The 25175-nt window shown below is 60.2% G+C and carries 17 protein-coding genes and 3 pseudogenes; 2 read left to right on the top strand and 18 right to left on the bottom strand.

The features are described 5' to 3' along the window. Positions 1–10: 10 nt before the first annotated feature. From G3A56_RS23610 to G3A56_RS23550, 13 genes and pseudogenes are all read right to left on the bottom strand, one after another. Positions 11–988: an ABC transporter permease gene (locus G3A56_RS23610; RefSeq protein ID WP_003498875.1), complete on the bottom strand. Its 978-nt coding sequence runs from the start codon at positions 986–988 to the stop codon at positions 11–13. After that, positions 978–2480 carry a sugar ABC transporter ATP-binding protein gene (locus tag G3A56_RS23605; RefSeq protein WP_003498873.1) on the bottom strand — a complete coding sequence of 501 codons (1503 nt, stop codon included), beginning with the start codon at positions 2478–2480 and terminating at the stop codon, positions 978–980. Before G3A56_RS23605 ends, G3A56_RS23610 begins: the two co-directional genes overlap by 11 nt. A gap of 69 nt (positions 2481–2549) precedes the next feature. Then, the gene (locus tag G3A56_RS23600; RefSeq protein ID WP_080600415.1) at positions 2550–3461 is read right to left on the bottom strand and encodes an ABC transporter substrate-binding protein; all 912 of its coding nucleotides are present in this window, start codon (positions 3459–3461) and stop codon (positions 2550–2552) included. 97 nt (positions 3462–3558) lie between these two features. Next, positions 3559–4442 (bottom strand): annotated as a pseudogene (locus G3A56_RS23595) (helix-turn-helix domain-containing protein). A 375-nt stretch (positions 4443–4817) separates the two neighbouring features. Beyond that, positions 4818–5855: an NAD(P)-dependent alcohol dehydrogenase gene (locus tag G3A56_RS23590; RefSeq protein WP_082184973.1), complete on the bottom strand. Its 1038-nt coding sequence runs from the start codon at positions 5853–5855 to the stop codon at positions 4818–4820. Positions 5856–6113: 258 nt separating this feature from the next. After that, positions 6114–6572 carry a DUF1801 domain-containing protein gene (locus G3A56_RS23585; protein WP_082185992.1) on the bottom strand — a complete coding sequence of 153 codons (459 nt, stop codon included), beginning with the start codon at positions 6570–6572 and terminating at the stop codon, positions 6114–6116. Positions 6573–6690: 118 nt separating this feature from the next. Then, positions 6691–8496 carry an ABC transporter ATP-binding protein gene (locus tag G3A56_RS23580; protein WP_082185993.1) on the bottom strand — a complete coding sequence of 602 codons (1806 nt, stop codon included), beginning with the start codon at positions 8494–8496 and terminating at the stop codon, positions 6691–6693. Positions 8497–8512: 16 nt separating this feature from the next. Next, entirely contained in the window at positions 8513–9451 is a 939-nt protein-coding gene (locus tag G3A56_RS23575; RefSeq protein WP_082184974.1) for an ABC transporter permease, read from the bottom strand. Next, the gene (locus G3A56_RS23570; protein ID WP_164056846.1) at positions 9451–10425 is read right to left on the bottom strand and encodes an ABC transporter permease; all 975 of its coding nucleotides are present in this window, start codon (positions 10423–10425) and stop codon (positions 9451–9453) included. Before G3A56_RS23570 ends, G3A56_RS23575 begins: the two co-directional genes overlap by 1 nt. After that, positions 10422–11402, bottom strand: a complete 981-nt coding sequence (locus G3A56_RS23565) for a nucleoside hydrolase (protein WP_082184975.1) — start codon at positions 11400–11402, stop codon at positions 10422–10424. Before G3A56_RS23565 ends, G3A56_RS23570 begins: the two co-directional genes overlap by 4 nt. Beyond that, positions 11399–12358 (bottom strand): nucleoside hydrolase, encoded by a 960-nt coding sequence (locus G3A56_RS23560; protein ID WP_082184976.1) that lies wholly within the window; start codon positions 12356–12358, stop codon positions 11399–11401. The genes G3A56_RS23565 and G3A56_RS23560 overlap by 4 nt, the downstream gene beginning before the upstream one ends. A gap of 41 nt (positions 12359–12399) precedes the next feature. Further along, a complete protein-coding gene (locus tag G3A56_RS23555; RefSeq protein WP_080839622.1) occupies positions 12400–13281 on the bottom strand; it encodes a dihydrodipicolinate synthase family protein in 882 nt (293 codons plus the stop codon). A 23-nt stretch (positions 13282–13304) separates the two neighbouring features. Continuing rightward, positions 13305–14855 (bottom strand): ABC transporter substrate-binding protein, encoded by a 1551-nt coding sequence (locus tag G3A56_RS23550; RefSeq protein WP_082184977.1) that lies wholly within the window; start codon positions 14853–14855, stop codon positions 13305–13307. A gap of 132 nt (positions 14856–14987) precedes the next feature. Here G3A56_RS23550 and G3A56_RS23545 point away from each other — a divergent pair, with 132 nt between their 5' ends. Beyond that, positions 14988–15872 (top strand): LysR substrate-binding domain-containing protein, encoded by an 885-nt coding sequence (locus G3A56_RS23545; protein WP_035243114.1) that lies wholly within the window; start codon positions 14988–14990, stop codon positions 15870–15872. Positions 15873–15946: 74 nt separating this feature from the next. On the opposite strand, the gene G3A56_RS23540 is transcribed toward G3A56_RS23545, so the two are convergent. Continuing rightward, a complete protein-coding gene (locus G3A56_RS23540) occupies positions 15947–16519 on the bottom strand; it encodes a TetR/AcrR family transcriptional regulator (RefSeq protein WP_080600456.1) in 573 nt (190 codons plus the stop codon). Positions 16520–16660: 141 nt separating this feature from the next. Between G3A56_RS23540 and G3A56_RS23535 the strand changes: the two genes are divergently transcribed. Continuing rightward, entirely contained in the window at positions 16661–17887 is a 1227-nt protein-coding gene (locus tag G3A56_RS23535; RefSeq protein ID WP_082184978.1) for an MFS transporter, read from the top strand. A gap of 65 nt (positions 17888–17952) precedes the next feature. Here the strand turns inward: G3A56_RS23535 and dhaL are convergent, their stop codons facing one another. The 4 genes and pseudogenes from dhaL to G3A56_RS23515 all read right to left on the bottom strand — a co-directional run bounded on the left by dhaL (position 17953) and on the right by G3A56_RS23515 (position 25168). After that, positions 17953–19641 carry a dihydroxyacetone kinase subunit DhaL gene (gene dhaL, locus G3A56_RS23530; RefSeq protein WP_082184979.1) on the bottom strand — a complete coding sequence of 563 codons (1689 nt, stop codon included), beginning with the start codon at positions 19639–19641 and terminating at the stop codon, positions 17953–17955. Between the two features lie 106 nt (positions 19642–19747). Further along, on the bottom strand, positions 19748–21847 hold the full coding sequence (locus tag G3A56_RS23525; protein ID WP_082184980.1) for an FAD-dependent oxidoreductase: 2100 nt from the start codon (positions 21845–21847) through the stop codon (positions 19748–19750). Between the two features lie 66 nt (positions 21848–21913). After that, a pseudogene (locus G3A56_RS23520) lies at positions 21914–23568 on the bottom strand (GMC family oxidoreductase). 95 nt (positions 23569–23663) lie between these two features. Beyond that, positions 23664–25168: pseudogene (locus G3A56_RS23515) on the bottom strand (FAD-dependent oxidoreductase). Positions 25169–25175 lie beyond the last annotated feature (7 nt).

Genomic DNA, 25175 nt, shown 5'->3' with positions numbered 1-25175 from the left:
TCGAGCCGGCTCAGCGCCATTCGCGCCCGATATAGATGGCAAGCAGGATGATGGCGCCCTTGATGACATCCTGCAGATAGGGGTTGATACCCACGAGATTGAGACCGTTATTGAGGATGCCGAGCAGCACCGCACCGATAAGCGTGCCGAGGATCAGGCCCCTGCCGCCTGCAATCGCCGTGCCGCCGAGAACAACCGCCGCAATGGCGTCGAGCTCAAAACCGACACCTGCGTTGGGCTGACCGCTCATCAGGCGGCCGGTGAGGATGAGCGCGGCAAAAGCTGCCGTGACGCCCGAGATGCCATAGACCGCGAGCTTGACGCGCTGGGTCTTCACACCCGAAAGACGGGCCGCCAGTTCATTTCCGCCAAGTGCATAGACATGGCGACCGAAAGCCGTGCGCTGCAACAGCACCCAGGCCACGGCATAAATCACCACCATGATAACGACTGGCACCGGAACGACGCCGATGCGGCCGACGCCGAACCAGGAAATCCAGCTCGGAATACCGCTGACCGGGTAACCGCCGGAATAGATGAGGCCGAGACCGCGCGCCATTCCCATGGTGGCGAGCGTCACGATGATGGCGGGCATCTTCCCCCAGGCGACAAGCGCCCCGTTGAAGATACCGATGCCGAGACCGATGAAAAGGCCAGCCGGCAAAGCAACCGCGGGCGACAGGCCGGTATTTACCATCAGGCCGGCCGACAGCGTGCCGACAAGCGCCATGACCGCGCCGACCGAAAGGTCGATGCCACCGGTGAGGATGACGAAGGTCATGCCGACGGCGAGGATGCCAACGACGGAAACCTGCCGCAGCACGTTCATGATGTTGTTTACGCTGAAAAAATTGTCGCTCGCAAGCCCCATCAGGATCGATACGACAATCAGGCCCGCCAAAGGCAGGGCGAGCGGTGAGCGCAAGAGGTTGCCCAAACCAAAACCGCTCGTTTTTGCGGCAACGCCGGTGTTTGCATCAAGCGACATGTTCAACCCTCCCGGTGGTGGCATTTGTCATTATTGTTTCCGAATTGATGTCTTCGCCTTCAACGGTGGCGACGATGCCGCCGGAACGGAACACGCAGACGCGGTCCGACATGCCGATCACTTCCGGCAGCTCCGAAGAGATCATGATGATCGAATGGCCCTTGGCGGCAAATTCGCGCATGAGCGCATAGATTTCCGCTTTCGCGCCGACATCGATACCGCGTGTCGGTTCGTCGAAGATCAGTACCCGCATGTCATGGTTCAGCCAGCGGGCGATGACGATCTTCTGCTGGTTGCCGCCGGAGAGCGTGTCGACGCGGGCAAAGGGCCCCTGCGCCTTGACCTGCACCTGCGCCATGGCCTTCTTGGTGTATTCCAGCTCTTTTTTCAGGTCGATGAACCAGTGAGCCTTCGGATACTTGCGATAGTTGTTGAGCGAAATGTTCTGCAGGATGGAGAAGCTGGTGATCAGCCCTTCTTCCTTGCGGCTTTCCGGAAGCAGGCCGATGCCGCGCGCCAGCGCCTCATCCGGTCCGGAAAAACGCGTGTCCACGCCATCCACCTTCACCTTGCGGCGGGAAGCGGAATGTGCACCCAGCATGGCGAGTGCCGTTTCCGTGCGACCGGAACCGACAAGACCGGCAAAGCCGAGTATTTCGCCTTCCCGTAGAGAGAAACGCGAGACCGGGCCGCCTCTTTTCAGCTGAAGCTCTTCCACCTCGATGACGTTGCGCGCGGAGGCATCAATCTTCGGTTTCGGCGGGAAGCTCGCCTCGATGCGTCGGCCGACCATCATTTCCACCAGACGGTCATTATCGACCTCGGAGGTGAGGCAGGAACCGATGAGTTCGCCATCGCGAAGGACCGTGATGCGGTCGCAGATCTCGAATATTTCCTCAAGATGATGGGAAATGAAGATGATCGCGACACCCTGACGCCGCAACTCGCGCATGACCTTGAAAAGATGCTCGGTCTCTGACGGGGTGAGCGTCGCCGTCGGCTCGTCGAGAACGAGAATGCGCGCATCCAGCGACAGCGCCTTGGCGATTTCGACAAATTGCTGCTGGGCAACGGAAAGGCGGTGCACCGGCACATCGAGCGGGACGTCGACAGCCAGACGGCTCATGATTTCGGCGGCCCGCTTGCGCATGGCGCCTTTGTTCAACAGGCGCAGCGGCCCGCGAATTTCGCGGGCAAGAAACATGTTTTCCACGGCATTGAGATAGGGGATCAGGCTGAATTCCTGAAACACGATGCCGATACCGGCGGCAATCGCCTCGTCATAATTGGCAAAACGGCGATCCGTTCCGTCGATACGGATCGTTCCCTCCGAAGGCTGCAAAATGCCGCAGAGGATCTTCATCAGCGTCGATTTACCCGCGCCGTTCTCTCCCAGAAGCGCATGCACCTCGCCGGGGCGCGCCTGAAGGTCGACACCGCGCAGAACCTCGATCTTGCCGAAGCTTTTTCTTATTCCATTCAGTTCCAGCATTTCACCCTCCTCGATGGTCGGGACTTGTCCCGCCCCACACAAGGTGGGGACGGGACCTGGGAGGAATTCTTACCAGCTGAAATCGCCGGCGTTCTTGCTGTCAACGACCATGACGTCGATCGGCACTTCCTTCGGAACGACGCGGGCGCCCCACTTCTGGGCAAGCGCCATGGCAAGACCAACGCGCACCTGATCACGCGGGAACTGCGCGGTGGTTTCGATGAAAGGGCCACCGTCGGCAATTGCCTTCACAGCTTCCGGAGCACCGTCTACCGAGGTCAGCTTGATGTCCTTCCCAGAACCCTGGATCGCAGCAAGCGCGCCCATTGCACCGCCATCGTTGACCGAGAAGATGCCGGCGAGGTTCGGACGCGACTGGATCATGTTTTCGACGACACCCAGGGCAACGGAGCGGTCCTGACGGCCGTTCTGCGTGTCAACAAGCTTGATCTCCGGGAATTCTGCAAGCGCTGCCTTGCAACCTTCGACGCGCTGCAGGATCGGCACGACAGGAATACCGTCGAGGATAGCGACCTCACCCTTGCCGCCAAGGGCATCGCCGAGATACTTGCACGACTGGTAACCCGCGTCGCGGTTCTTGGAGCCGACGAAAGTGTCGACCGGGCCGTTGGCGTTGGCGTCAACCGCAACAACCGTCACGCCGGCAGCCTTGGCCGCATGCACGGCGGCTTCGATGCCGGCGCTGTCGGTCGGGTTCAGAAGCAGGATGTCGATCTTCTGCTGAAGCATGTCTTCAACGTCGGAAATCTGCTTTGCCACATCGTGACCGGCGTCCGTGACGACAACGTCGGCACCGATGCTTGCCGCGGCTTCCTTCAGCGCTTCCTGCATCGACACGAAATAGGGGTTGTTCAGCTCCTGGAACGTCATGCCGATCTTCAGCTTTTCCTGCGCCAGCGCCGGAGCGGCCATCATTGCAACTGCGGCTGTCGCCATCAGGAATTTCGATTTCATTCTCATTGTAACTTCCTCCCGTTTGGAAAGTTTGGGCAATAAGGGCCCGTTTCCGGACAGTCCTCTGTCCGAATTGGTGAAAAATCTGCGATGTACCGGTGGTTTAATCCGCCATGACCGCCGCCTTCTGGGCCGCGAATATGGTCCGGAACCTCGATGGCGACATTCCCTTCAACTTCAGGAAATGCCGGTTGAAATTCGAAAGGTTGGAAAAGCCCACATCATAGCAGACTTCCGCCACCTTCACGTCCTGATCCGCCAGAAGCATCTGGCAGGCGAGATCGATGCGCAATTGATTGCGATAGCGCACCAGCGTCGTGCCCGTATGACGCTTGAAGGCGCGGGAAAAGGCGCTCGGGCTCTGGCCCACCATGTCGGCGAGATCGATTTCCTCGACCTGTTCGGTCAGGTGCTGGCGCAGATGCGACAAAGCGCGGTTGATGCCGCTGTCACCAATGCCGGTCAGATCAAGCTCATAACTCAGGCTCGCCAGAACCTCGGGCGCAGGCGCACTGACCAGCAGGTCGAGAATTTCCCAGAAAAGCGCCAGACGCGTCAGGCCCTGGGCCTCGATCAACCGAAGGATCAGCGGGCGAACACGATCGCTCGTCTCGTCGTCAAACAGAATGCCGCGGCGGCTGCGGTCCAGCAGGGCACGCACCACGTCCATCTCGGACATGGACGCGCAGGCATCCTCGATAAAGGTCTCCGGAAACTGGATCACGAGAGAGCGCGTCGGAACGATCTCGTCCGGCTCGATCTCGCTGATCCAGTTCTGGGGAGATTGGGACCGGTCATGATGAGCTGACCGGGGCCGAAGCGACCAACGAAATCGCCGATATAAAACGTGCCCGATGTCGCCACGACCAGATGAATTTCATACTCAGGATGGTAATGCCAGCGCACGGTACGGAACGGATAGCCATGCCGCCAGGCGGCGAAGGATTCGCCCTTGCGGATGTGCACCAGTTCCAGATCGGGCTGCATCAATATTCCTCCCTTCAGTCACGTCCGCCGCATTCACGGAGAAAGCCATTCCTCTTTATGGCCCGTCCCTAAGCGTTGGCGGAGAGCATATGGCCTGCCGCGCAGAGTTCCACATCATGCCGGGGAAATTGCTGATACTTTTTTGACTGTTTTTTGTCGAGAATTGAATAGTACGCTGCGGATGCTGCAAACAAAGCCGGCGGTTGCGCCGATTTTCCTGCGCAATTTTGCGTGATACGCCCATATAATGCGCATGAGGGAAAGGGATGTGATGAATTTTTAGAGCGCGATCCACCGATCACCAGCAGTTCGCGCTCATACTTTTCCGCAGGATATCTGCCGCTCGATCATCAGCGGCCGATTGCCCGGAACAGCTTATTGCGGCATCAGGATTTGCAATTTCACATCCGTTTCCCTTGCCTCCACCGCGCGATCAAAACCGGCGATGCTGTCTTCGAAAGGAATGGTCGCGGAGATCAAAGGCTTCAGATCGACCTTGCCCGAGGCGATGAGGGCAACCGCACGGTCATAAACATTGGCGTAGCGGAAAACCGTCTCCACCCGAAGCTCCTTGGCCTGCAGGCCGACAATATCGACCGGAACGGGATCGACGGGCATGCCGACGAGGACGATCGCGCCACCGGGACGCGCCAGTTTCGCCATGCCCAGTATGGCGGGTGCAGCACCGGAGCATTCAAAAACGATGTCGCAGCCCCAGCCGTCCGTTGCAGCTGCAACCGCTTCGGCGAGGTTGTGCTCGCGGATATTGACGGTTTCGATGCCATCATAGGCGGCAATGATATCCAGCTTCGGCTGGGCAAGGTCGGCGACGATCACCTTGGCGCAGCCACCCGCGAGCGCAGCCAGCGCCACCATCATGCCGATCGGGCCGGCACCGGTGACAACGGCGATATCGCCGGGCTGGATGCGCGCTCTCAGCGCCGCCTGCATGCCGATGGCGAAGGGTTCAACCATGGCGCCCTCGGCAAATGAAACATTGTCAGGCAGCTTGTAGGTAAAGGCTGCGGGATGAATGACTTCCGGCGTCAGGCAACCATGGACAGGAGGGGTCGCCCAGAAGCTGACGGCCGGATCGACATTGTATATGCCAAGCTTGGACGCGCGCGAGGTCGGGTCGGGAATGCCCGGCTCCATGCAGACACGGTCGCCCGCCTTCAGATGCGTCACCTCGGCACCGGTTTCGATCACCGTTCCAGACGCTTCATGGCCGAGCACCATGGGTGCGTTGACGACGAAATGGCCGATTTTGCCATGGGTATAATAATGGACGTCCGAGCCGCAGATCCCGACCGTGTGCGTGCGGATGCGCACATCCTTCGGTCCGAGCTTGCCGGCAATGTCAAACTCCCTGAGCGAGAGCTTTCCTTTTTCTTCGAGCACCAGTGCTTTCATCTCATCCTCCGTCGTTTGCGATGCGCTTTCGCAGCGAATTCAAACAGCGTGATGCGGTGCAACTTCGGCAAAAGTAAACAGAAATCAGCCGGATCAGCCGGTTTTTCTTCAAGGAGGAAAAACTGTATCGAGGAGCCCGGAATTTCTCATCATCCGCGATGCTCTGCCGCTTTTTCAGAAATTGAAGGACGACGTGATTCGCTCGCCACACCCCGATCGCTCTGGCTCACAGCACACGAAACAGGTTCGCGGAAACATTCACATCCTCTCACCGGGCAACTGGCTTGCCTGTTTCACCCAGTCGATGAATTGCGCTTCATCGAATGCACCCTCGTGAATATCGAGGTAACGAACTTTCTGTTGTTTGGAAGTGCCCGGCGGCATCGGCTGCAAAGATGCGCCGTCGAAGAAGGTAACCTTGACGTATTTCGTAAAACAATGAAGGGCGAGAAACCAGACATCCCCTTCTCTCCCATAAAAAGGCGAGTTCCACTTCACCGCCTTGCGCACGCCAGGAACAGTGCTCTCGATCAACGCGTCGATCCGGGCTCCGACAGCGCTTTTCCACTCGGGCATGGCCGCGATATAGGCCTGCACCGGCGCATTACCATAACCCTTGGCAATCTGGGGATTGCCGCCCGAAAGAAGCTTCGGCGCCGCATCCGCCGGCTCGGTCTTCGCGATACCGGCAGCTTTGTTCGACTTCCTGTCGACCATCACGTCCACCTCGTAGCGTTCGTGTTCATTGACGATCTCGCCGGCCGGGTGGGCCAGCGTGAACAGCAAATGTACACACGGTCGTCAAGACGAGCCAGTAGAGAATGAGGCCACGGCCCTATGCAACCAGCACGAAGTGCCCTTCACCGGCCTCTTCGTAAACGCGCTTCGGCGGCACGTAATCGGCGGGACGGAACGGGCTTTTGATCTCCTCATTGGAGATCCGCCGCGTCTGCCGGCGAGATGGATCGGCAATCGGCACCGCTGCCATCAGGCGTTTGGTATAGTCGTGCTGGGGATTTTCAAACACCGACTGGCGCGAACCGATTTCGACGATCTCGCCGAGATACATGACGGCGACACGGTGGCTGATGCGCTCCACAACGGCCATATCATGGCTGATGAAGAGATAACCGAGGCCGAATTTTTCCTGCAGGTCGAGCATCAGGTTGATGACCTGCGCCTTTACCGAAACGTCGAGCGCGGAAACGGATTCGTCGGCGATCAGGAGCTTCGGTTCCAGTGCCAGAGCACGCGCAATGCAGACGCGCTGGCGTTGGCCGCCGGAGAATTCGTGCGGAAAACGATCCGCCATCGAGGCGGAAAGGCCGACCCGTTCCAGGAGATTGCCGACACGCTCGCGCGCCTGCGCAGCGCTCGCCAGCCCATGGGTGACGATGGGTTCGGCGATCGCCTGGCCGATGCGGATGCGCGGGTTGAGGCTTTCGAACGGATCCTGGAAGATCATCTGTGCTTCACGGCGAATATCGGCAAGCTCACCCTTGCCGGCTTTAAGCACATCCTTGCCGCCGATGCTGACCTTACCGGAGACGGGATCCGTCAGCCGGATGATCGAGCGGCCGGTGGTGGACTTGCCGCAACCGGATTCGCCGACAAGCGAGAGGGTTTCGCCCTGCCGCAACTCCAGCGAGACGCCCTCGACAGCGTGAATGCGGCCGATCGTCTTGCGCAGGAAACCCTGCTTGATCGGGAAGCGCGTGATCAGATTGTCGACCTTGAGGATCGGCGGCGTATCCCGCTTGACCGTATCCTCCGTGGGCTTGACGGGCTCGATCTCGCCGGTCGCCATGTCCACGCGCGGGAAGCGCAGCGGCCGGTCCATGCCGGTCATCGAACCGAGCTGCGGCACAGCGGAAAGGAGCGCACGCGTATAGGGGTGGCTGGCGCCGGCAAATAGATCATGCGTCGTGCCGGTTTCAACCTGCTCGCCGCGGAACATCACCACCGTGCGGTCGGAGATTTCGGCGACAACACCCATGTCGTGGGTGATGAAGAGAACCGACATGCCCTCCTCTTCCTGCAGGGTCTTGATCAGTTCGAGGATCTGCGCCTGAATGGTGACATCGAGCGCCGTCGTCGGCTCATCGGCAATCAGCAGCTTCGGGTCACAGGCAAGTGCGATGGCGATGACGACGCGCTGGCGCATGCCGCCGGAAAAATTCATCGGATATTCGTTGAGACGCGATTTTGCTGATGGAATGCGTACTTTCTCCAGCAGCCGTACGGCTTCGGCTTCCGCCTGCGCATGCGACATGCCGCGGTGCTGCACCAGAACTTCGGTGATCTGCTGGCCGATCTTCAGGACCGGATTGAGCGATGTCATCGGTTCCTGAAAGATCATGCCAATGCGGTTGCCGCGGATTTTCTGCATGGCCTCGAGCGGGAGAGACAGGAGATCCTTGCCCTCGAAATCGATACGGCCGGTCACCCGCGAATTGCCGGGCGACAGAAGCCGCATGATCGACATGGCTGTGACGCTCTTGCCGGAACCGGATTCACCGACGACGGCGACGGTCTCCTTCGCATTGATGTCGAAGCTGACATCGTTGACGACATTGCGCCATTCACCGCCGACGCGGAAGGCCGTGTTGAGGTTTGAAATCGACAGGATCGGATTGGTCATTGGTGCGGTCATGGCATCAGCCCTCCCGTCGCGGATTGAGAATGTCGCGCAGGGCATCGCCGATCAGGTTGATCGCGACGATGAGCAACAGCAGGACAAGGCCCGGAAAGAAGCTGATCCAGTAGTCACCGGAAAGCAGATATTCGAACCCGTTCGAGATCAACAGACCGAGCGACGGCTCCGTCACCGGCAGGCCGATGCCGAGGAAGGACAGGGTCGCTTCCAGCATGATGGCATAGGCGACACGCATGGTGGCGACAACGATCAGCGGCGGCAGGCAATTGGGCAGAATATGCCGGAAGAGAATGCTGCGATCCGGCAGCGCCATCGAGCGGGCCGCGTCCACATAGGCGCGCTTGCGCTCCACCAGCGCGGAGCCGCGGATTGTGCGTGCATAATAGGCCCATTGCGTGACCACCAGCGCCAGAATGATCTTGTCGACGCCCTGGCCGAGAATGGCGAGGAAGATCAGCGCGATCAGAATGGCCGGGAAGCTGAGCTGGATGTCAACGATACGCATCAGGATGGAATCCAGCCGGCCGCCGGCATAGGCGCTGATAAGGCCGATGGACGCACCGATGACGAGTGCGATCGCCGCACTCGAAAGGCCGACGAGAATACTGGTTCGCAGGCCATAGAGAATGGCGCTGAACAGGTCGCGGCCCTGTGTATCGGTGCCGATCAGATAGGTCAGGCCCGACATGCTTTTCGAAAGCGGCGGCAGGCGGCCGTCCATAATGTCGAGCTGAGCGAGATCGTAAGGGTTCTGCGGCGCGATCATCGGCGCGAAAACGGCGGCGAGAATAAAGACCGTCACCAGCACGATGCCGATCAAGGCGAGCTTGTCATGCAGCAGCGCATAAACGACTTCCCGGCCCGGCGAACGGGAGATCGCGCGGGTATCGGTGTTTGCGGCGGCGTGAACGGAAACAGTCGGGGACTTGCTGTCGGTCATCACGAATTCCCCTCAAGACGGACGCGGGGGTCGACCAAGGAATAAAGAATGTCGACCAGAAGATTGATGACGCTGAACATCACGACGGTGATCATCAGATAGGCGAGGATGACGGGGCGATCGAGAACGCCGATGGCGTCGATGATCAGCTTGCCCATGCCCGGCCACGCGAAGATCGTTTCGGTGACGACGGCGAAGGCAATCAGCGAGCCGAGTTCGAGGCCGATAACGGTAATCAGCGGGATCAGCGTGTTCTTCATGACATGCACGGTAACGATACGGCGCTCCGTCAGACCCTTGGCCCGGGCGAAACGGACAAAATCCAGCTGCATGGTTTCCATCACGCCAGCGCGGGTGAGACGGATGACGAGCGAAATCTTGAACAGCGCCAGACTGAAGGCCGGCAGCAGAAGATGCGACAGGCCGTCCAGCGTGAAGAGGCTGAGCGGTACGCCGAGCACGGACACGGTATCGCCCCGACCTGATGCCGGCAGCCAGCCCAGATAGACGCTGAAGAACATGATCATGACAAGACCGATCCAGAAGGTCGGCAGGCTGAAGCCGAGGATGGAGAAGGTCATGATCGACCTGGAGATAAGGCCCTTCGGCTTCAGGCCGGCATAAACGCCGAGCGGAATGCCGATGACGAGCGCCATGAACAGCGCAACAAAGGCAAGTTCCAGTGTGGCGGGCATGCGGTTCAGGATCAGCGTCAGCGCCGGCTGGTTGAACACGAAGGAATTGCCAAGATCGCCCGAGAGCGCGCGGGTCAGGAACAACCAGTATTGTTCCCAGACCGGCTTGTCGAGACCGAAGGACTGGATGACCTGCAGCCTTTCAGCCGGAGTCGCGGTCGGGCTCAGCAACACGTCGACCGGATTGCCGACGAGGTAGAGGCCGGCAAAGACCAGAACCGACATGACGAGAAGGGTGAGCACGGTCTGCATCGACCGGCTTAGGATATATCCGCTCATGATCTTGAGCCTCCCGGTGTTTGTCCGCCGAGCGCTTCGCCGCCATGACGGGCGATGCGCTCGATCAGCAATTCGATGAAACCGGTCTCGTCAATATCGGTGACGACGGTGGCATTGGCCGCCCGGTCCATCTTCCTGTAGAAATCGGCATAGGTATAACCCATTGTCAGGCCTGTGACCTGCACACCGACAAAAGCTTCGCAACTGGTGAAGAGTTCAGGGCGGATCAGCCACGCAATCGTGGTCGCATCGTGGATCGGCCCGCCCGGGCGACCGAAGCGTTTGACGTCGCTACGGTCGAAGGTGGAGAACAGGTTGAAGAGCGCGCCACCCGCTTCGCCGCCGGCGCGGAATCTTTCAAAATGTTCGGCCGTGAACAGCGCCTTGAACGTCATGTCGAGCGGCATCAGCACGATCGGCACACCAGACTGGAAGACGATCTCGGCGGCATGCGGGTCGGCGTAGATGTTGAACTCCGCCCATGGCGTGCGGTGGCCGAGCGCGGTAAAGGCACCGCCCATGGCAACGATCCGGCCGATGCCGCGCGCGACATCCGGATGCTGGACGAGCGCCAGCCCAATATTGGTCATCGGCCCGATGGCGCAGATGGTGATCTGTTCGCCGGCATCCACTGCCGCACGTGCGGTTCGCACGATGAACTGCACCGCATTTTCTTCTTCCGGCACGACCCCGCCGGCCTTGACCAGCGCGTCATCGAAAGCGCCGATGCGGGCATATTTGCCAAGCACCTGCTCGCGCACCAGCGGTCCGCTGGCGCCGGCATAGACCGGCACGCCGCGCCTGCCGCTCAGGCCCACCAGCTTGCAGGCATTGACGACGGTGTCGTGCAGCGGCACGTTGCCGGCAACGATGGACAGGCCCAGAACCTCGATCTCCGGCGAGGCGAGCGCCATCAGGATGGCGGCGGCGTCATCGACGCCGGGATCCGCATCGATGATGACCTTATGCGCTTTCATGCCACCACCTTTTCGGCGTAACGCGACAGCCGTTCCAGGAAGAAGGCGATGACGCCCTCGGCATCAACCCTGGTGACAATGTCGGCATTGGGTTCAAGACCGCTCTTGCCGTACCAGTCGGCAATCGTCTGTCCCATGCAGAGTTCGCTTTCATATTCGACGAAGACCCGCGCCTTCTGCGTTTCGAACAGATGCGGCGCAAGGATATAGGCCATGACGAGCGGATCATGCAGCGGGCCGCCGCGCGAACCGTAGCGGGGAACGTCATTGCGGTCCCAGAAGGCCATCAGCTCGGCAAGCGTCTGCGAAATGCGACCGCTGACGCGTGAAAACTCGGTGACATGTTCCGGCTTCAGCATCACCTGATGGGTGGCATCAAGCGCCAGCGCCACAATCGGGATGCCGCTTGAAAACACAACATGCACGGCGTGCGGATCGGCCAGAACATTGTATTCCGAGGTCATCGTGCGATTGCCAGGTTCGCGATAGGCGCCGCCCATCATCACGATACGCTCGATGCCCTCGGCGATCTGCGGCTTCATGCGCAACGCGACTGCGACATTGGTCATCGGGCCAAGGCAGCAGAGCGTGATACGCTCGCCCTTTTCAGCCGCCCCGCCCAGCGCTTCGATCAGGAAATCGACGGCGGACATGGTTTCCACCTTTTTGGCAGGCTCGGGCAGAACGGTGTTTCCGAGCCCGGTCTTGCCGTGGAACTGGCCATGGATCGGCTCACGCAGCATCGGGCGGAAACAGCCGGCATAGACCGGGATATCGGTTCGTCCACCAAGCTCGCAGACCTGCAGGGCATTGCGCACCGTCCGCTCCAGCGGCTGGTTGCCACAGACCGGCGTGATGCCAAGGATCTTAAGTTCCGGCGACACGAATGCGGTGAGGAGCGCAATGGTGTCATCGATACCGGGATCACAATCGACGATGATCGAAATCGGCTTCATTCTCAAATGCCTTCAATGTGTGGTGTGGGATGGGAAAAAACTCAGAGCGCGCCGACATCGCGCAGCACGTCGGCGATCTCCGCCCGCGCGGCTTCACTGAGCGGCAACTGCGGATGGATCGGCGCCCCAACGGCGAAACCCTGCAGCTCAAGCGCCGTCTTGATACAGGCGGCAATCGAATATTTCGCGAAGATCTCGTTGACCTTCCACATCGGCCGCTGCATCTCCATCGCCAGCATCCAGTTTCCAGCCCTTGCGGCTTCATAGAGCGCTATGCTCTGCCGGGGTACGATGCAGGCGGGTCCCGCCATCCAGCCCACCCCGCCGATCATCATCACGCAGACCGGAATATGCGCGGAGGCGGCAAAGACCTGCATCCGTCCACGGGTTCGTTCGATGATGGAAAGCAGGCGGCCAGTATTGGTCGAGGCGTCCTTGATGTAGCTGACATTATCGATATGGCTCAGCCGCTCGATCACCGGGAGAGAGAGATCGGAACGCTGGAACTGCGGATTGGTGTAGAGCACCACCGGCCGCCCTTTGGCCGCTTTCGCAATTGCGGTGAAGTAAGCTTCCACACCCTCGTCGCTGACAGGGAAATAGGCTTCGAGAATGGCCAGAATGCCATCCGCCCCCGCTTCCACCATATATTCGGTCTGAGCCACCGCATCGGCGGTCGAGGTCGACGCCACGCCGGCGACAACGGGGACTCGGCCGCGATTGGCCGAAATCACCGTGTCGACGACGCAGCGTCTCTGCTCCTGGGAGAGATAGGCAAATTCGCCGGTGCTACCGAGCGGCGCGAGGCCGTGAACGCCCTCGCCGATCAGATGATCCACCAGATCCGTCAGCACACCTTGCATCACCTTGCCGGATGCATCGACCGGCGAGACGAGATAGGGAAATACACCGCTGAAAGACATGGCGGATCGCTCCTTTTTTCGGATCAGTTCGGCTTCACGTAGTAGGGAAGCGTGTAGCCGTCCGAACGGCCGGCATAGCTGATGTCGCTCTTCACCGCCCATGTATTCGCCAGATAAAAGACCGGGATGACGCCGAGATCGCCCATGGCGACTTCGGTTGCCTTGCGCAGCAGTTCCTCGCGCTTGGCATCGTCAAGCGTCGCGCGCGCCTCATTCAGATCCTTGTCGAATTCCGGGTTGGAATAACGGCCGCGATTGCCCTGCCCCGCCTTCTCGCCATAGGTTTCGAGGATAGGCCCAAGCACGCCGGAGGCTTCGCCGGTTTCGACAGCGGCGCCACCCATGATGAAGCTGAATTCGAGGTTCGAGGCACGGGTGAAATAAACGCTGCCCGGCAGGGTCGCGACTTCGGTTTTGACACCGACGCGGCTGAAGAACTGGCCGATTGCCTGCGCGACCTTGCTATCGTTCGGATAACGGTCGTTCGAGGCGTGGAAGGTTAGCTGGAAACCGTCGGGATAACCGGCCTTTGCCAACAGTTCCTTGGCCTTGTTCGGGTCATAAGCATCGACCTTGATTGCCGGATCGTAACCGAAATAACCTTCGGGAACGACCTGACCGGCCGGAACGCCCTGTCCATCCATGATGCGGTCAACAAGTGCTTCACGGTTGATCGACAGGGACAGGGCACGGCGTACTTCCGGCTTCAGAAGCGGGTTCTTGCCATCCGACCCCTTGGCGAAAGGCGATTCCTCTCGGGCCTGATCCATGTGGAGATACATGATGCGGTTGCCGGCAATATTGACAACCTTCAGCTTGTCGGATGCCTCAAGCCGGCGGGTATCGGCCGTCGGAATGCTTTCGATCATATCGACATCGCCCGAAAGCATGGCGGCAACGCGCGCGCTCGGGTTCTTGAAGACGCGGAACGTCACCTTGTCCCAGGCGGCCTTTTCGCCCCAGTATTCGTCGTTTTTCGCCACCACCACATTATCGTCCGGCGACCAGGAAACGAACTTGAACGGACCGGTGCCGATGACGCCCTTGCCGGAGTTCATCTCGCCCGTCGTCACCTTTTCCATTTCGGCCGGCAGAATGGCGATACGGCTGAGGTTGTTGAGCAGCAGCGGCGTCGGGCCGGCCGTGGTGATGCGTACGGTGAGGGGATCGACGGCGGTCACCTCGGTGATCGCCTTCACATAGGCCGCAAACGAGCTTGGGCTGTTGGTCGAGGCCAGCGGAATGCGCTTGATGCTGGCGACCACGTCCTCGGCGGTAAAATCGCTGCCGTCGTGGAATTTCACGCCTTCGCGCAGCTTGAATTCCCAAGTCTTGTCATCGACGACTTTCCAGGAAGTGGCGAGTGCGGGCTGTATCTGCTGCTTCTCGTCCTGGTTGACGAGGCCATCGAAAATATTGCGCGCCATCGCGCTGTTCGGGCCGACGACGTAAAATTGCGGATCCATGGACGTTGTCGAAGCGGAAAGACCAACGGTGAGGTCCTTTGCCTGACCTGCGAGCGGCATGGCGAAAACAGACGCTGCCAATGCGGCTGCGACAGCAGAAAACTTCATGGTGAGGACTCCTCCGGGTTGTTCCAGCGCGCACTCTCCCGCGCGATCAAGAGGAGTTAACGCTTCTTTATGGAAAAGAAAAATTGCATTTGGTACAGAGTTCATGCCTGAATGTTATGGGAGGAGCAAAGGTTGCGATTAAAACCACGGCAGGTCGAAGCTTTTCGTAGCGTCATGATGACCGGTGGCATCACGGCTGCGGCGGAAGCCATGAACGTGACGCAGCCGGCGGTCAGCCGGTTGATCCGCGATCTCGAAGACATCGTACAGATGACCCTGTTCGAAAGAGCGGGCGCCCGGCTGATGCCGACTGCCGAAGCGACAAAACTCTATCGCGAGGTGGAGCGCCTCTATCTCGGGCTTGACCAGATCGGGCAGGCCGCCGCCGACATCCGGCTGCACAAGAATACAGTCCTGCGCATCGCCAGCGTCACATCGCTGGTGCGGCCATATCTGCATCAGGCGATCATCGACACGATCGGCGACCGGCCGGATATTCCACTGGTGATCGACGTTGAGAATAGCCGCTACATCTGGGACATGGTCGAGCAGAACCGTTATGATCTCGGCCTCGTCTTTAGTTCTCCACGGATGGTCGAAAAGAATGCCGTCCGCCTCCACAGCGCCGGCGCGGTCGCCGCCATGGCGCCGGGCCATGAGCTGGCCGGACGCAGCGTCATAACGCCGGCCGACCTCATGGATGAACGGGTGCTTATTCCGGGCAGAAACTCACCATTGAGGCTTTCCCTCGACAGGGCCTTTTCGCGTGAAGATCACCAGCCTGTCAGCACGATGGAAACATCCATGCTGAACTGCTGCCATTTCGCAGCAGCCGGCATGGGGATCGGCATCGTTGACAATACCAGCCTCCGCTCCGCCGGGGCCGAGGTTGTTGCAATTCCGTTCGAGCCGAGGATCGAAGTCTCCTATTTCGCGATCCGCCCGAGCGGCGGCCAGAGGATTGCCATTCTCGACGAAATCGTCGGGCGAATGCAGGAGATGCTGCGAGCGGAATGAATGAAACCGCAGACCGCACGGTCATCGGCCCATGCCCTCCGGCATTTGCTCCGCTCAAATGATGCCGCGGCTGCTCAGCCTTTCCTGATCCGCAATCCTTCCAGAAAGGCCCGGAAGCTTTGCACGGCTCGTCTGGACGTCGTTTCGGGGTCGTCGGAGTTCGCGATCCACTGGGCGGCACTGCTGCTCGCCGCATTGATGAAACGGGCGCATGCTTCAGGATCAATGTCGCCGATAGTCCCCTCCTGTTTCAGCGCATCGAGGCTTCGTGCAACGGCTGAGATACAGCCATTGGCATTTGGCCAGCGGGAGGGGTCACCCAGCACGGCCGGTCCGTCGCGGAACATGATACGCTGGATTTCAGGCTCCAGAGCCATGCGGACATAGCCGACATTCTCCTCGATGAAGCCCTCCCATCGCGTCTCGGCCCTTGAAGAGATGTCACAGAGCCTCTTCGTCATTTCGGCATCGATTTCACCCACGACCGCCAGCAACAGGCCTTTTTTATCGCCGAAGTGGTGATAAAGCGCACCGCGGGTCAGTCCCGCTTCGGCCGTGAAGTCGTCCATGGACGCGTCGGCATATCCGATGCTGCCAAACGCCTTGCGGCCGGCGGCCAGAAGCTTCGCCCGCGTCTCGGCAATCATTTCGCTGCGGGCTTGCGCATTTTTTCTCCTTGCTCGACATACGCCACGTATATTAGTTGACATACGTCGCGTATGCAATTATCTAATTTACATACGCCACGTATGTGTGTGGTGGATACTCCCTAAACAAGGTCCATCCCGATGTCTAATCCATACAGAGAAATTTTCCGGGCTCCCGGCGCCAGAGGCTTTTCCGCCGCAGGTTTCTTCGCCCGCCTTCCGATTGCGATGGCCCCGATCGGCATCGTCGCCATGCTGTCCCAGACCCATGGCGAATACTGGCTTGCCGGTGCCGTTTCGGCGACCTTCGCGCTGACCAATGCGGCCGTTGCGCCGCAGATTTCCCGTCTGGTGGATCGCAGGGGCCAGAGCCGCGTCCTCATCCCGGCCACCATCCTATCGGTGATCGCCTTTGCGATCTTGATCATTGCCACGAACCAGAAGTGGCCCGTCTGGACACTGTTTCTTTCGGCCTTCCTCGCCGCCGCCATGCCGAGCATTCCGGCGATGATGCGCGCCCGCTGGACGGAGATTTTCCGTGACAGGCCAGAGCTTAACACGGCCTTCGCCTTTGAATCCGCCGCAGACGAGCTGGTCTACATTTCCGGCGCATCGCTTTCCGTCGGCCTTGCGGTCTCGCTCTTTCCGGAAGCCGGCATGATGATCAGCACCACCTTCCTTGCGCTCGGCACCTTTGCCTTCCTTCTGCAAAGATCAACGGAACCCAAGGTGCGCCCGATTGAAAGCGGAGGCAGGCAGCGTTCCGCGATCTTCCTGCGTCCCGTCCAGATCATTACACTTGCCCTGATCTTCGTCGGTTCGACCTTTGCCACGGCCGAGGTGAGCGCCGTTGCCATCACCAAGGCACTCGGCCAGCCTGAAGCTGCGAGCCTCGTCATCGGCGTCTATGCCATTGGTTCGTTCGTCGTCGGCCTGCTACTTGGCGCGATCAACCCCAAAATACCGCTGCATCGCCAGTTGCTGATTGCCGTCAGCGTCCTTGCGCTGACGGCTCTACCGCTGCTCTTTGCAACCACGGCAGTAGCCCTGCTGGCCTTCGCCGTGTTCCTCAGCGGTGTTGCAATCTCCCCCATCTTCATCACCGCATTCGGCCTGATCGAACGCCGCGTGCCGGAATCGATGCTGACGGAAGGCGTGACCTGGGTGATGACCGGCATCGGTATCGGCATGGCGCTCGGCGCCTTCATCTCCGGCTGGGTGATCGACAATTTCGGCCCGGGCAATGGCTTCTGGGTGTCGGTTGCCGCAAGCCTGTCGACAGTCACCATCATCGCCCTCGGTCAGCGCAGCCTCTCCGCAGAGGGCAGGCACGCCGACACGATATCCGTGGCGCAGCCTGCCGAGTAATGCCCTCAATCATGGACTGCCGCGATCCTCGCGGCAGCTCGTCTCAAGCCGAGCCTGCCGGTGTTTCATTGGACGGTTATCCGCCTCATCCAGACCATGACAGCCACCGCGCCGCCATCTGCATGCCCCTTCGCGCGTTCGCCGAGATAGCTGGCGCGCCCGAGGCGCGGCGTCATATCCTTCGTCGCTTCCGCTCCAGCCTCACCGGCTGCGACCGCTTCGCCCCACGCAACCTCGACGGACTGCCCCTCGGCCAGCCTGTCACGGAAAGTGGTGGCGGCGGGATGAAGGGCATCCACCATCGTTCTGTCACCGGGTTTTGCGCCGCCAAGCTCGGAAACAGCTTCAACCGCAGCGACAAACGCCTCCGCCAGCTCTTTTGCCGTCGGTGCATCTGAGCCCGCAAGATGCCGGGCGGCCCGCATGAGGCCCGTTGCGTAGAATGGGCCTGAGCTACCGCCGATCGCCTTCCTCATGGCATCACCCATCGCCGACAGCCCGCTCGAGACATCCGCGAAGGCCTGAGCCGGAAGCGCGAGGACCGCTTCGGCGCCACGCTTCATGCTGGTGCCGAGATCGCCGTCGCCTGTAACGCTGTCGAGGTCCGTCAGCTGCTGTTCAGCGGCAATCAGGGCCTTTGCGACATCTTCCGCCACCTGCCGAAGACGCGCGCCTGCGGCGGTCATTTCCCGGTCTGGCTGGGCTTCAACCGGGAGTATGGACGAGGCAAGCATGCTATGTCTGTTTACAGCACCACCGCGTGGCCAGGCGGTCGCATCCGTTGTCGCGTCGATGAGTTCGAGAGCCCGGTCATCAACCTGCATGATGGAAAGCGAAAAGCCCGGCATGTCCAGCGCCGACAGGAATGTGCCCGCCCACGCACGCTCGACGCTTACCCCTTTCGCCTCGAGAGTGCTGAGCGCCGAACGGGCAACAATCGACAGCTCCATTGGCGGCGTCGAGCCCAAACCATTGACCAGCAGCACGACGCGATCTCCGCTCTTCAGCTTTCCGTCGGCCTCGATCGTGTTCAGCACAAGCGATGTCAGATCATCCGCAGAAGCGATCTCCATTCTGCGGACACCCTGTTCGCCGTGAATGCCGAGACCGACCTCGATCTCCCGCTCGCCAAGCGTAAAACCGGGTTTCCCGACAGCCGGCAGGGTGCATGAACCGAGCGAAATTCCCATCGACGAGAGCCCGGCCGCAGCCCCTCGCGCCACCTGCGCAACTTCGCTTAGAGGCAACCCAAGCTCGGCTGCAGCACCGGCCAACTTGTGCACCAGCACCGTTCCGGCAATGCCACGGCGGCGGTCGACGGGCACGGTGTCTTTCAACGCCACATCGTCGGCGACGACAACGATCTCGACGGGAATTCCTTCCGCCCGGGCAAGCTCTGCCGCAAGGCCGAAATTAAGCCGGTCACCCGTGTAGTTCTTGACGATGACCAGCGCACCCGCCGGCCCCGCAGAAGCCCTGATTCCCGCCAGCACGGCATCGGTGCTCGGGGAGGTGAAGACGTCTCCGGCCACGGCAGCCGTCAACATGCCGGCCCCGACGTAACCCGCATGCGCCGGTTCATGGCCGCTGCCGCCACCCGAAAGCACCGCGACCTTTCGCTGATCCGCTTCCGGAAGTCCCGACCGTATCACCACATTCTCGTCGGCAAGAAGGATGCTGGCCGGGCTGAGAGCCACGACGCCCTCCAGTATGTGGCGGACGACAGCGGACGGATCGTTGATCAGCTTCTTCATTCTTCTCTCCCGAAAGACGCTTCAGTTTGCGAGCGCGAGGATAGAGTGCTGATCGGCCGTGTCAAAGGCGTGAATGGGTCTCGCCCGGACATAATTCAAAACGAATTCAGTCCCTGGTGCACCCTTCTCTTTCGCCGAGGTCATAGATGCGTCCGGTGAGCCAGGCGGGCCAGTCCCGTTCAAAGAAGGATTTCCGGCTTTCATCAAAGACGCGGTTGGGGCGCGTCGATATCACCATGCCCTCATCTTTGAGCCTGACGATGATCTGCTCGTTACGATGGTCGTCTTTCTCCCTGCGAAAGCGGAATTCCTGCAGCGGGCCTGTGGTAACGTTCGGAACCAGCTCACCGTCAGCATCGCAGATCGCGCGTGCGCCCCGGCTGCCGCCGCCGTTGCGAATGAAGTGATCCAACGCCGCAAGCACTGCCTCGGAAGCAACCGCCATTTGTTGCCACTGAACGGCGCGAACGGCCTCTGCTGCCCGTCCGTAAGCGATCCCGTTCGAACGGATCGTCACATTGAGCGAACGCGCCTCGGCAAGCGCCTGCGAAACGCTTTCGGCATCGCATATCATCCCCGCTCTATCGCTCATGCGGGACTGGATTTCGGTGCGGATGTCCCTGGCGGACAGGCGACTATCCTCCTTCAGAATGGCGAGAAGGTCGTTTAGCCCCGCTAACGCCACCGCTTCAATATGTGCCGATGACGAGGATTTCGCACGACGGCTTGCGCCGATGTGTTCGGCCACGCGTGTGCCGAACACCTGCCCGGCATTCAGTGCTGCTCCGCCCGGTCGTGTCACGCCATGCGTACCTGCGGCCTCGCCGACGGAGTAGCACCCCGCCAGATTGGTCCGCCCCCAGGTATCGACCATGATGCCGCCGTTCATGTGCTGGTTGTTCACCGCAAATTCCAGCGGCTCGCTGGCGATGTCGATCTTGTAACGCCGGTAGAGTTCGATCGCGAGCGGATTCATATGCCGCAGCCGGTCGATCGGCTGTTCCTTCATCGCGCCGGCATTTTCGATGTAGCCGCTGACATCGGGGTCGAGGCGATTAAGGCTGAAAGGAAGATCGCCGGTAACTGCCAGCGGATTGCGATTGAAGTCCATGAAGACCCGTCGTCCGGCCGCCGACTCACGGAAGATCGCGAGATCAACCAGACTTGAACCGAAATCGAGCATGCGGGTCGAATGGAAGGGCCATTGATAGCCTTTTCGGAAAATGTTGGAGGCCATTTCCTGCGTATTGCGATAATAGTTCGCCAGAAAATGATGCTCGCTGCCTTCGGCATCCAGTGAATATATGTGGGGAATGGCCTGAACATAGGTTCCCGACAGGTTCCAGGGAAATCCCTCCCGCCGCGTACCAATGCCGAACTGGCTTTCCGTCAAGTTGACGAGGTCTATTCCTGCTTCCAGCGCAAGCCCCAGCGAGCCGAAACAGCCATTCGGATAGACGCTGTCGCGATAAAGCTCGCCCGGTCCTCCGGCTGCAAGCACAATCACCGGACAAACGAAGAGAGCAATCCCGAACGGATTGGTGTCGCTGCGCTCATGGGGCTGCATGGCGAGGACGCCGACGACCCGCCGTTCGTCGCTCAGACCTTCCGTCAGTATTTTAACGACGGTTGTATGATTGTGAAATGGGATGTCCAGGCGGATCGCTTCATCCGCGAGAACCTTGACCATCAGTCGCGATGTCCTCGGACCGCAGCTGGTCGCGCGGCCGACTTCGTCGTGGTCGGTCTGATATCGCAGCGTCCCGCCCAGCGGGTCCTGCGGCAGGGGCAGCCCGAGGAATTGCAGGGAGGCCATCATGCGCGTAGATCCGACCGCCTCGACATAGGCGGTGTCCTCGTCCATCGCACCGCCGCTGCGGATGGCGCGCGCCATTGCCTTGAAGTTGTCGCCCTGATCGGCCGTGTTCGCGGTGTGGAGGGTTTGTTTGTCCGATCCGGAACAGGCGGATGTCCCGCCCCACGCGCTCTGGCTGAGGATGACGACATCATCGCCGCGCCGCTTCATTTCCACTGCGGCCCGCAGCCCGGCGGCACCGGAGCCGACAACGACGCAGCCGGCCCGATGAACCGGAATATCGATGCCGCCGAGCGCGATCATCTCCATGGGGCCGGGCGCATTCGGCAAACGCGGCATATTCACATCCGTGAGCGCGTCAAGAATATGCTGCGGGACGGTCGCGTCCATGAGCGTTGTACTCCTCGTAAATTGCCTTGCAGGCTTCGTCGCGAATTCGCCTGATCCGCGAAATGACTACCGAACCTGCGCGCGCGCCCTTGGACGCGTTTCATTGCGTTCGTGCGAGAAAATCGCGGGCGCAAGGGGGCCAAGTCCTCTTATCAGGTCCGCCCCCTTCTCCCCGACCATGATCGTCGGCGCATTGGTGTTGCATGAGGGAACGCGTGGCATGACGGAGGAATCGCAGACCCGCAGCCCTTCGAGACCATGTACCTTGAGATCGAGGCCAACGACGGATTCCGGCCCGTTGCCCATCTTGCAGGTGCCGACGGGATGGTGATCGGTCTTGGCATTCGCGCAGCCGTAATCGAAAAGCTCGTCATCCGTCATGACCTTGGGACCCGGAAGACGTTCCGCCAGAATATAGGGCTTCAACGCCGCCTGCTGGAATATCTCGCGGGCGATCTTGAGGCCTTCCAGCGACATCTTCCGGTCATGGGGATCGGACCAGTAATTGGGGTCGATCAACGGCGCGGCGGCCGGATCGGAGGATGAAAGCCGCACGGTTCCACGCGATCTGGGGTGAAGATAGGCGGAGTTCAGCGTGACCCCGGCATTTTTCAGCCGCTCCACACCCGCCTCGATACCCGACCCCAATCCCAGATGGAACTGGATATCCGGCGAGCGCGCATCCGGGTCCGCATACCAGAAACCGCCTGTTTCAAACAGCGAGGAGGCGACCGGGCCGGTGCGGAACAGAACATATTCAAGCCCCGCCCATATCGTCCGGTGAAGCCTGGCGACGCCATCATAGGTATGGTCGCCGGTGCACTCGGCAATCACGAAAAGATCGAGATGATCCTGAAGATTCGAACCGACGCCGGGCAGGTCATGCAGCACCTTTACGCCTACGGATGTCAGATGATCCGCCGGGCCGATACCCGATTGCTGCAGAAGCTTGGGCGAACCGATGGCGCCGGAAGAGACGAGGACTTCCCGTTCGGCGTGGATGATCTCCACGCCGGACTTTCCGACCACCTCAACGCCCGTGGCGCGTTTTCCTTCCAGCACGATGCGGGAAACGCGGGCACCAAGTTTGACCGTAAGGTTCTTGCGATGCCGGATCGGGTTGAGATAGGCGAGTGATGCCGACGACCGGCGGCGATTGCGCTGCGTGAGCTGATAGAAGCCGACACCGGCCTGCTGCCGTCCGTTGAAATCGTGATTATAGGGAATGCCGAGTTCCTGGCCCGCCCTGATATAGGCATCGCAGATGGGTAGGGCCGAAACCGGCATGGAGACCCCAAGCGGCCCACCATAGGAATGATAGTCGTCGGCAAAACGCTGATTGTCTTCCGCCCGTTTGTAATAAGGCAGGATATCGCGATAGCTCCAGCCATCGCAGCCATCCTCGGAGACCCATGTGTCGTAATCGGCCGCATTGCCGCGCGTATAGAGCTGGGCATTGATCGATGAGCCGCCGCCCAGAACCTTGGCCTGGGTGTAACGCAACACCCTGCCCTTCATGTGCTTTTGCGGCACCGTCTCCCAGCCCCAGCTCGCCACGCCTTTTGTCATCTTGGCAAAACCGGCCGGCATGTGGAAAAGCGGGTTCCAGTCTCCCCGCCGGCTTCGAGCAGCAGGACGTTGACATCGGGGTCTTCGCTCAAACGGTTGGCGAGCACACATCCAGCGGGGCCGGCACCGGTGATGATATAGTCGAAACGCATCGAACTATCCTGTTACACTAGAGGGATCTGATGGCCGCCGCCGGCATAAAGCGACATCGCGGTCATGACATGCGAGGGTGTCGGGGGCTTCAGCCTCATGGAGCGAGATCCTCCGTCGATATATGGTGGGCAACTCTCAGCGCCTGGCTCGCAATGGTGAGCGCCGGATTGACGGCGGCGGAGGTCGGCAGAAAGCTGGCGTCGACAACGAAAAGGTTGCGGTGGTCATAGGAGCGGCAGAAGGGATCGAGCGGTGCGGCCGCCGGGTCGTTGCCCATGCGGATCGTGCCGCACTGATGCGAGGGCGTACGCTTGTCGAAAGGTTTCGACAGGACGATCGGAAAACCGACAGATTTGAGAATGCCTTTCAGCTTTGCAACCAGCGCCAGATGAGCATCCCAGTTGGTTCGCCGCCAATGGAGGACGATGCGGTTTCCGTCGATCATTATCCGGCTGTCGGGATGGGGAATATCTTCGCTCATCGCGTAGAAATCGATCGCATGTGCGGTCAGCCGCTGAAGCAGCCATTCCGGCACGCGGGGCATTGCCCCTTCAGGATCGCCGGCGAAATCTTGCCGAGCAGCTGAACATTGCCAAGAGGCGGCCCGCCCTCGCCGTCAGACAGATAGAAGTCATTGAAACCGAATGTCTTTTGATAAACGGCCGTGTTACGGAAACTCGGCGATACGGCGATCACAGCCGAGGAATTGTGGTTCATGAAGTTTCGCCCGACCTGATCGGACGAATTCGCCAGACCGTTCGGATGTCGCTCATCCGCCGAGCGCAGCAGAAGCGCGGCTGACTGTACGGCCCCCGCAGACAGGATCACCAGTTTTGCCGTCACCGAGCGGTTTTCGCCATTTTGCCGATAATGGACGCGCTCGATGTTGCCGCTCTGTCCCGCCTCAAGTCTGGTTACCCTGGCGGAGGTTTCGATTCTGACGTTCGGATATTCGAGGGCCTTGAGGAGCGCCGCAGTTTCCGCATCCATCTTGCCATCCCGGGAATTCGGATGGGCATCCCATGGGGTTCGGCCTTTCGAGAGCCATTTTTCAATATCGACGGCCAGAGGCAGCGAGAAAGGATGCAGGCCTTTCGCCTTCAGGCGTGCACGGACATCCGCCACCGGTGGCTCATCCGCAACGGCCGAGAATGAATATGCCGAGGAATGCTCGGGTTCAGTCGGGTCCCCGCCCAGCTCGCCGCGCACCTGATATATCGCCTCCGCCTTGCTGTACCAGGGCTCCAGTTCCTCATAGGGGAACGGCCAAGCGGGCGAAACACCTTCCCTGTGCCGGATTTCGCTGAAATCTTCCTTGCGATAGCGCGACAGCACCGCGCCGTAGAATTTCGAATTTCCGCCGACATTGTAATAATTGCCGGGATTGAACGCAGCGCCATTGGCCTCGTACCAGCTCTCCTTGGGGCGAAAATGGCCCTTCTGAAAGATGGCGCGCTGGTCGCGATTGACCGGGCTGTCGGCGATATAATCACCGGCTTCGAGGATCAGGATGTCCGCGCCTGTCGCCGCAAGACCTGCGGCAACCGTCGCGCCACCGATACCGGAGCCGATAATGATAATGTCTGGGCTCTTCATCATGCTGTTA

Origin of the sequence: Rhizobium oryzihabitans (assembly GCF_010669145.1) — a bacterium.
Taxonomy (GTDB): Bacteria; Pseudomonadota; Alphaproteobacteria; order Rhizobiales; family Rhizobiaceae; genus Agrobacterium; species Agrobacterium oryzihabitans.
Note: the sequence above shows the minus strand (reverse complement) of the source record. Positions and strands in the feature narration are given on the sequence as shown.

What these genes read in the sequence shown, in the direction of transcription:
- G3A56_RS23575 (WP_082184974.1), bottom strand. Translation starts at nt 9,451, where the DNA reads ATGACCGACAGCAAGTCCCCGACTGTTTCCGTTCACGCCGCCGCAAAC.
- G3A56_RS23535 (WP_082184978.1), top strand. Translation starts at nt 16,661, where the DNA reads ATGTCTAATCCATACAGAGAAATTTTCCGGGCTCCCGGCGCCAGAGGC.
- dhaL (WP_082184979.1), bottom strand. Translation starts at nt 19,641, where the DNA reads ATGAAGAAGCTGATCAACGATCCGTCCGCTGTCGTCCGCCACATACTG.
- G3A56_RS23550 (WP_082184977.1), bottom strand. Translation starts at nt 14,855, where the DNA reads ATGAAGTTTTCTGCTGTCGCAGCCGCATTGGCAGCGTCTGTTTTCGCC.
- G3A56_RS23590 (WP_082184973.1), bottom strand. Translation starts at nt 5,855, where the DNA reads ATGAAAGCACTGGTGCTCGAAGAAAAAGGAAAGCTCTCGCTCAGGGAG.
- G3A56_RS23525 (WP_082184980.1), bottom strand. Translation starts at nt 21,847, where the DNA reads ATGGACGCGACCGTCCCGCAGCATATTCTTGACGCGCTCACGGATGTG.
- G3A56_RS23540 (WP_080600456.1), bottom strand. Translation starts at nt 16,519, where the DNA reads ATGATTGCCGAGACGCGGGCGAAGCTTCTGGCCGCCGGCCGCAAGGCG.
- G3A56_RS23585 (WP_082185992.1), bottom strand. Translation starts at nt 6,572, where the DNA reads ATGGTCGACAGGAAGTCGAACAAAGCTGCCGGTATCGCGAAGACCGAG.
- G3A56_RS23610 (WP_003498875.1), bottom strand. Translation starts at nt 988, where the DNA reads ATGTCGCTTGATGCAAACACCGGCGTTGCCGCAAAAACGAGCGGTTTT.
- G3A56_RS23605 (WP_003498873.1), bottom strand. Translation starts at nt 2,480, where the DNA reads ATGCTGGAACTGAATGGAATAAGAAAAAGCTTCGGCAAGATCGAGGTT.
- G3A56_RS23600 (WP_080600415.1), bottom strand. Translation starts at nt 3,461, where the DNA reads ATGAGAATGAAATCGAAATTCCTGATGGCGACAGCCGCAGTTGCAATG.
- G3A56_RS23580 (WP_082185993.1), bottom strand. Translation starts at nt 8,496, where the DNA reads ATGACCAATCCGATCCTGTCGATTTCAAACCTCAACACGGCCTTCCGC.
- G3A56_RS23565 (WP_082184975.1), bottom strand. Translation starts at nt 11,402, where the DNA reads ATGAAAGCGCATAAGGTCATCATCGATGCGGATCCCGGCGTCGATGAC.
- G3A56_RS23560 (WP_082184976.1), bottom strand. Translation starts at nt 12,358, where the DNA reads ATGAAGCCGATTTCGATCATCGTCGATTGTGATCCCGGTATCGATGAC.
- G3A56_RS23570 (WP_164056846.1), bottom strand. Translation starts at nt 10,425, where the DNA reads ATGAGCGGATATATCCTAAGCCGGTCGATGCAGACCGTGCTCACCCTT.
- G3A56_RS23555 (WP_080839622.1), bottom strand. Translation starts at nt 13,281, where the DNA reads ATGTCTTTCAGCGGTGTATTTCCCTATCTCGTCTCGCCGGTCGATGCA.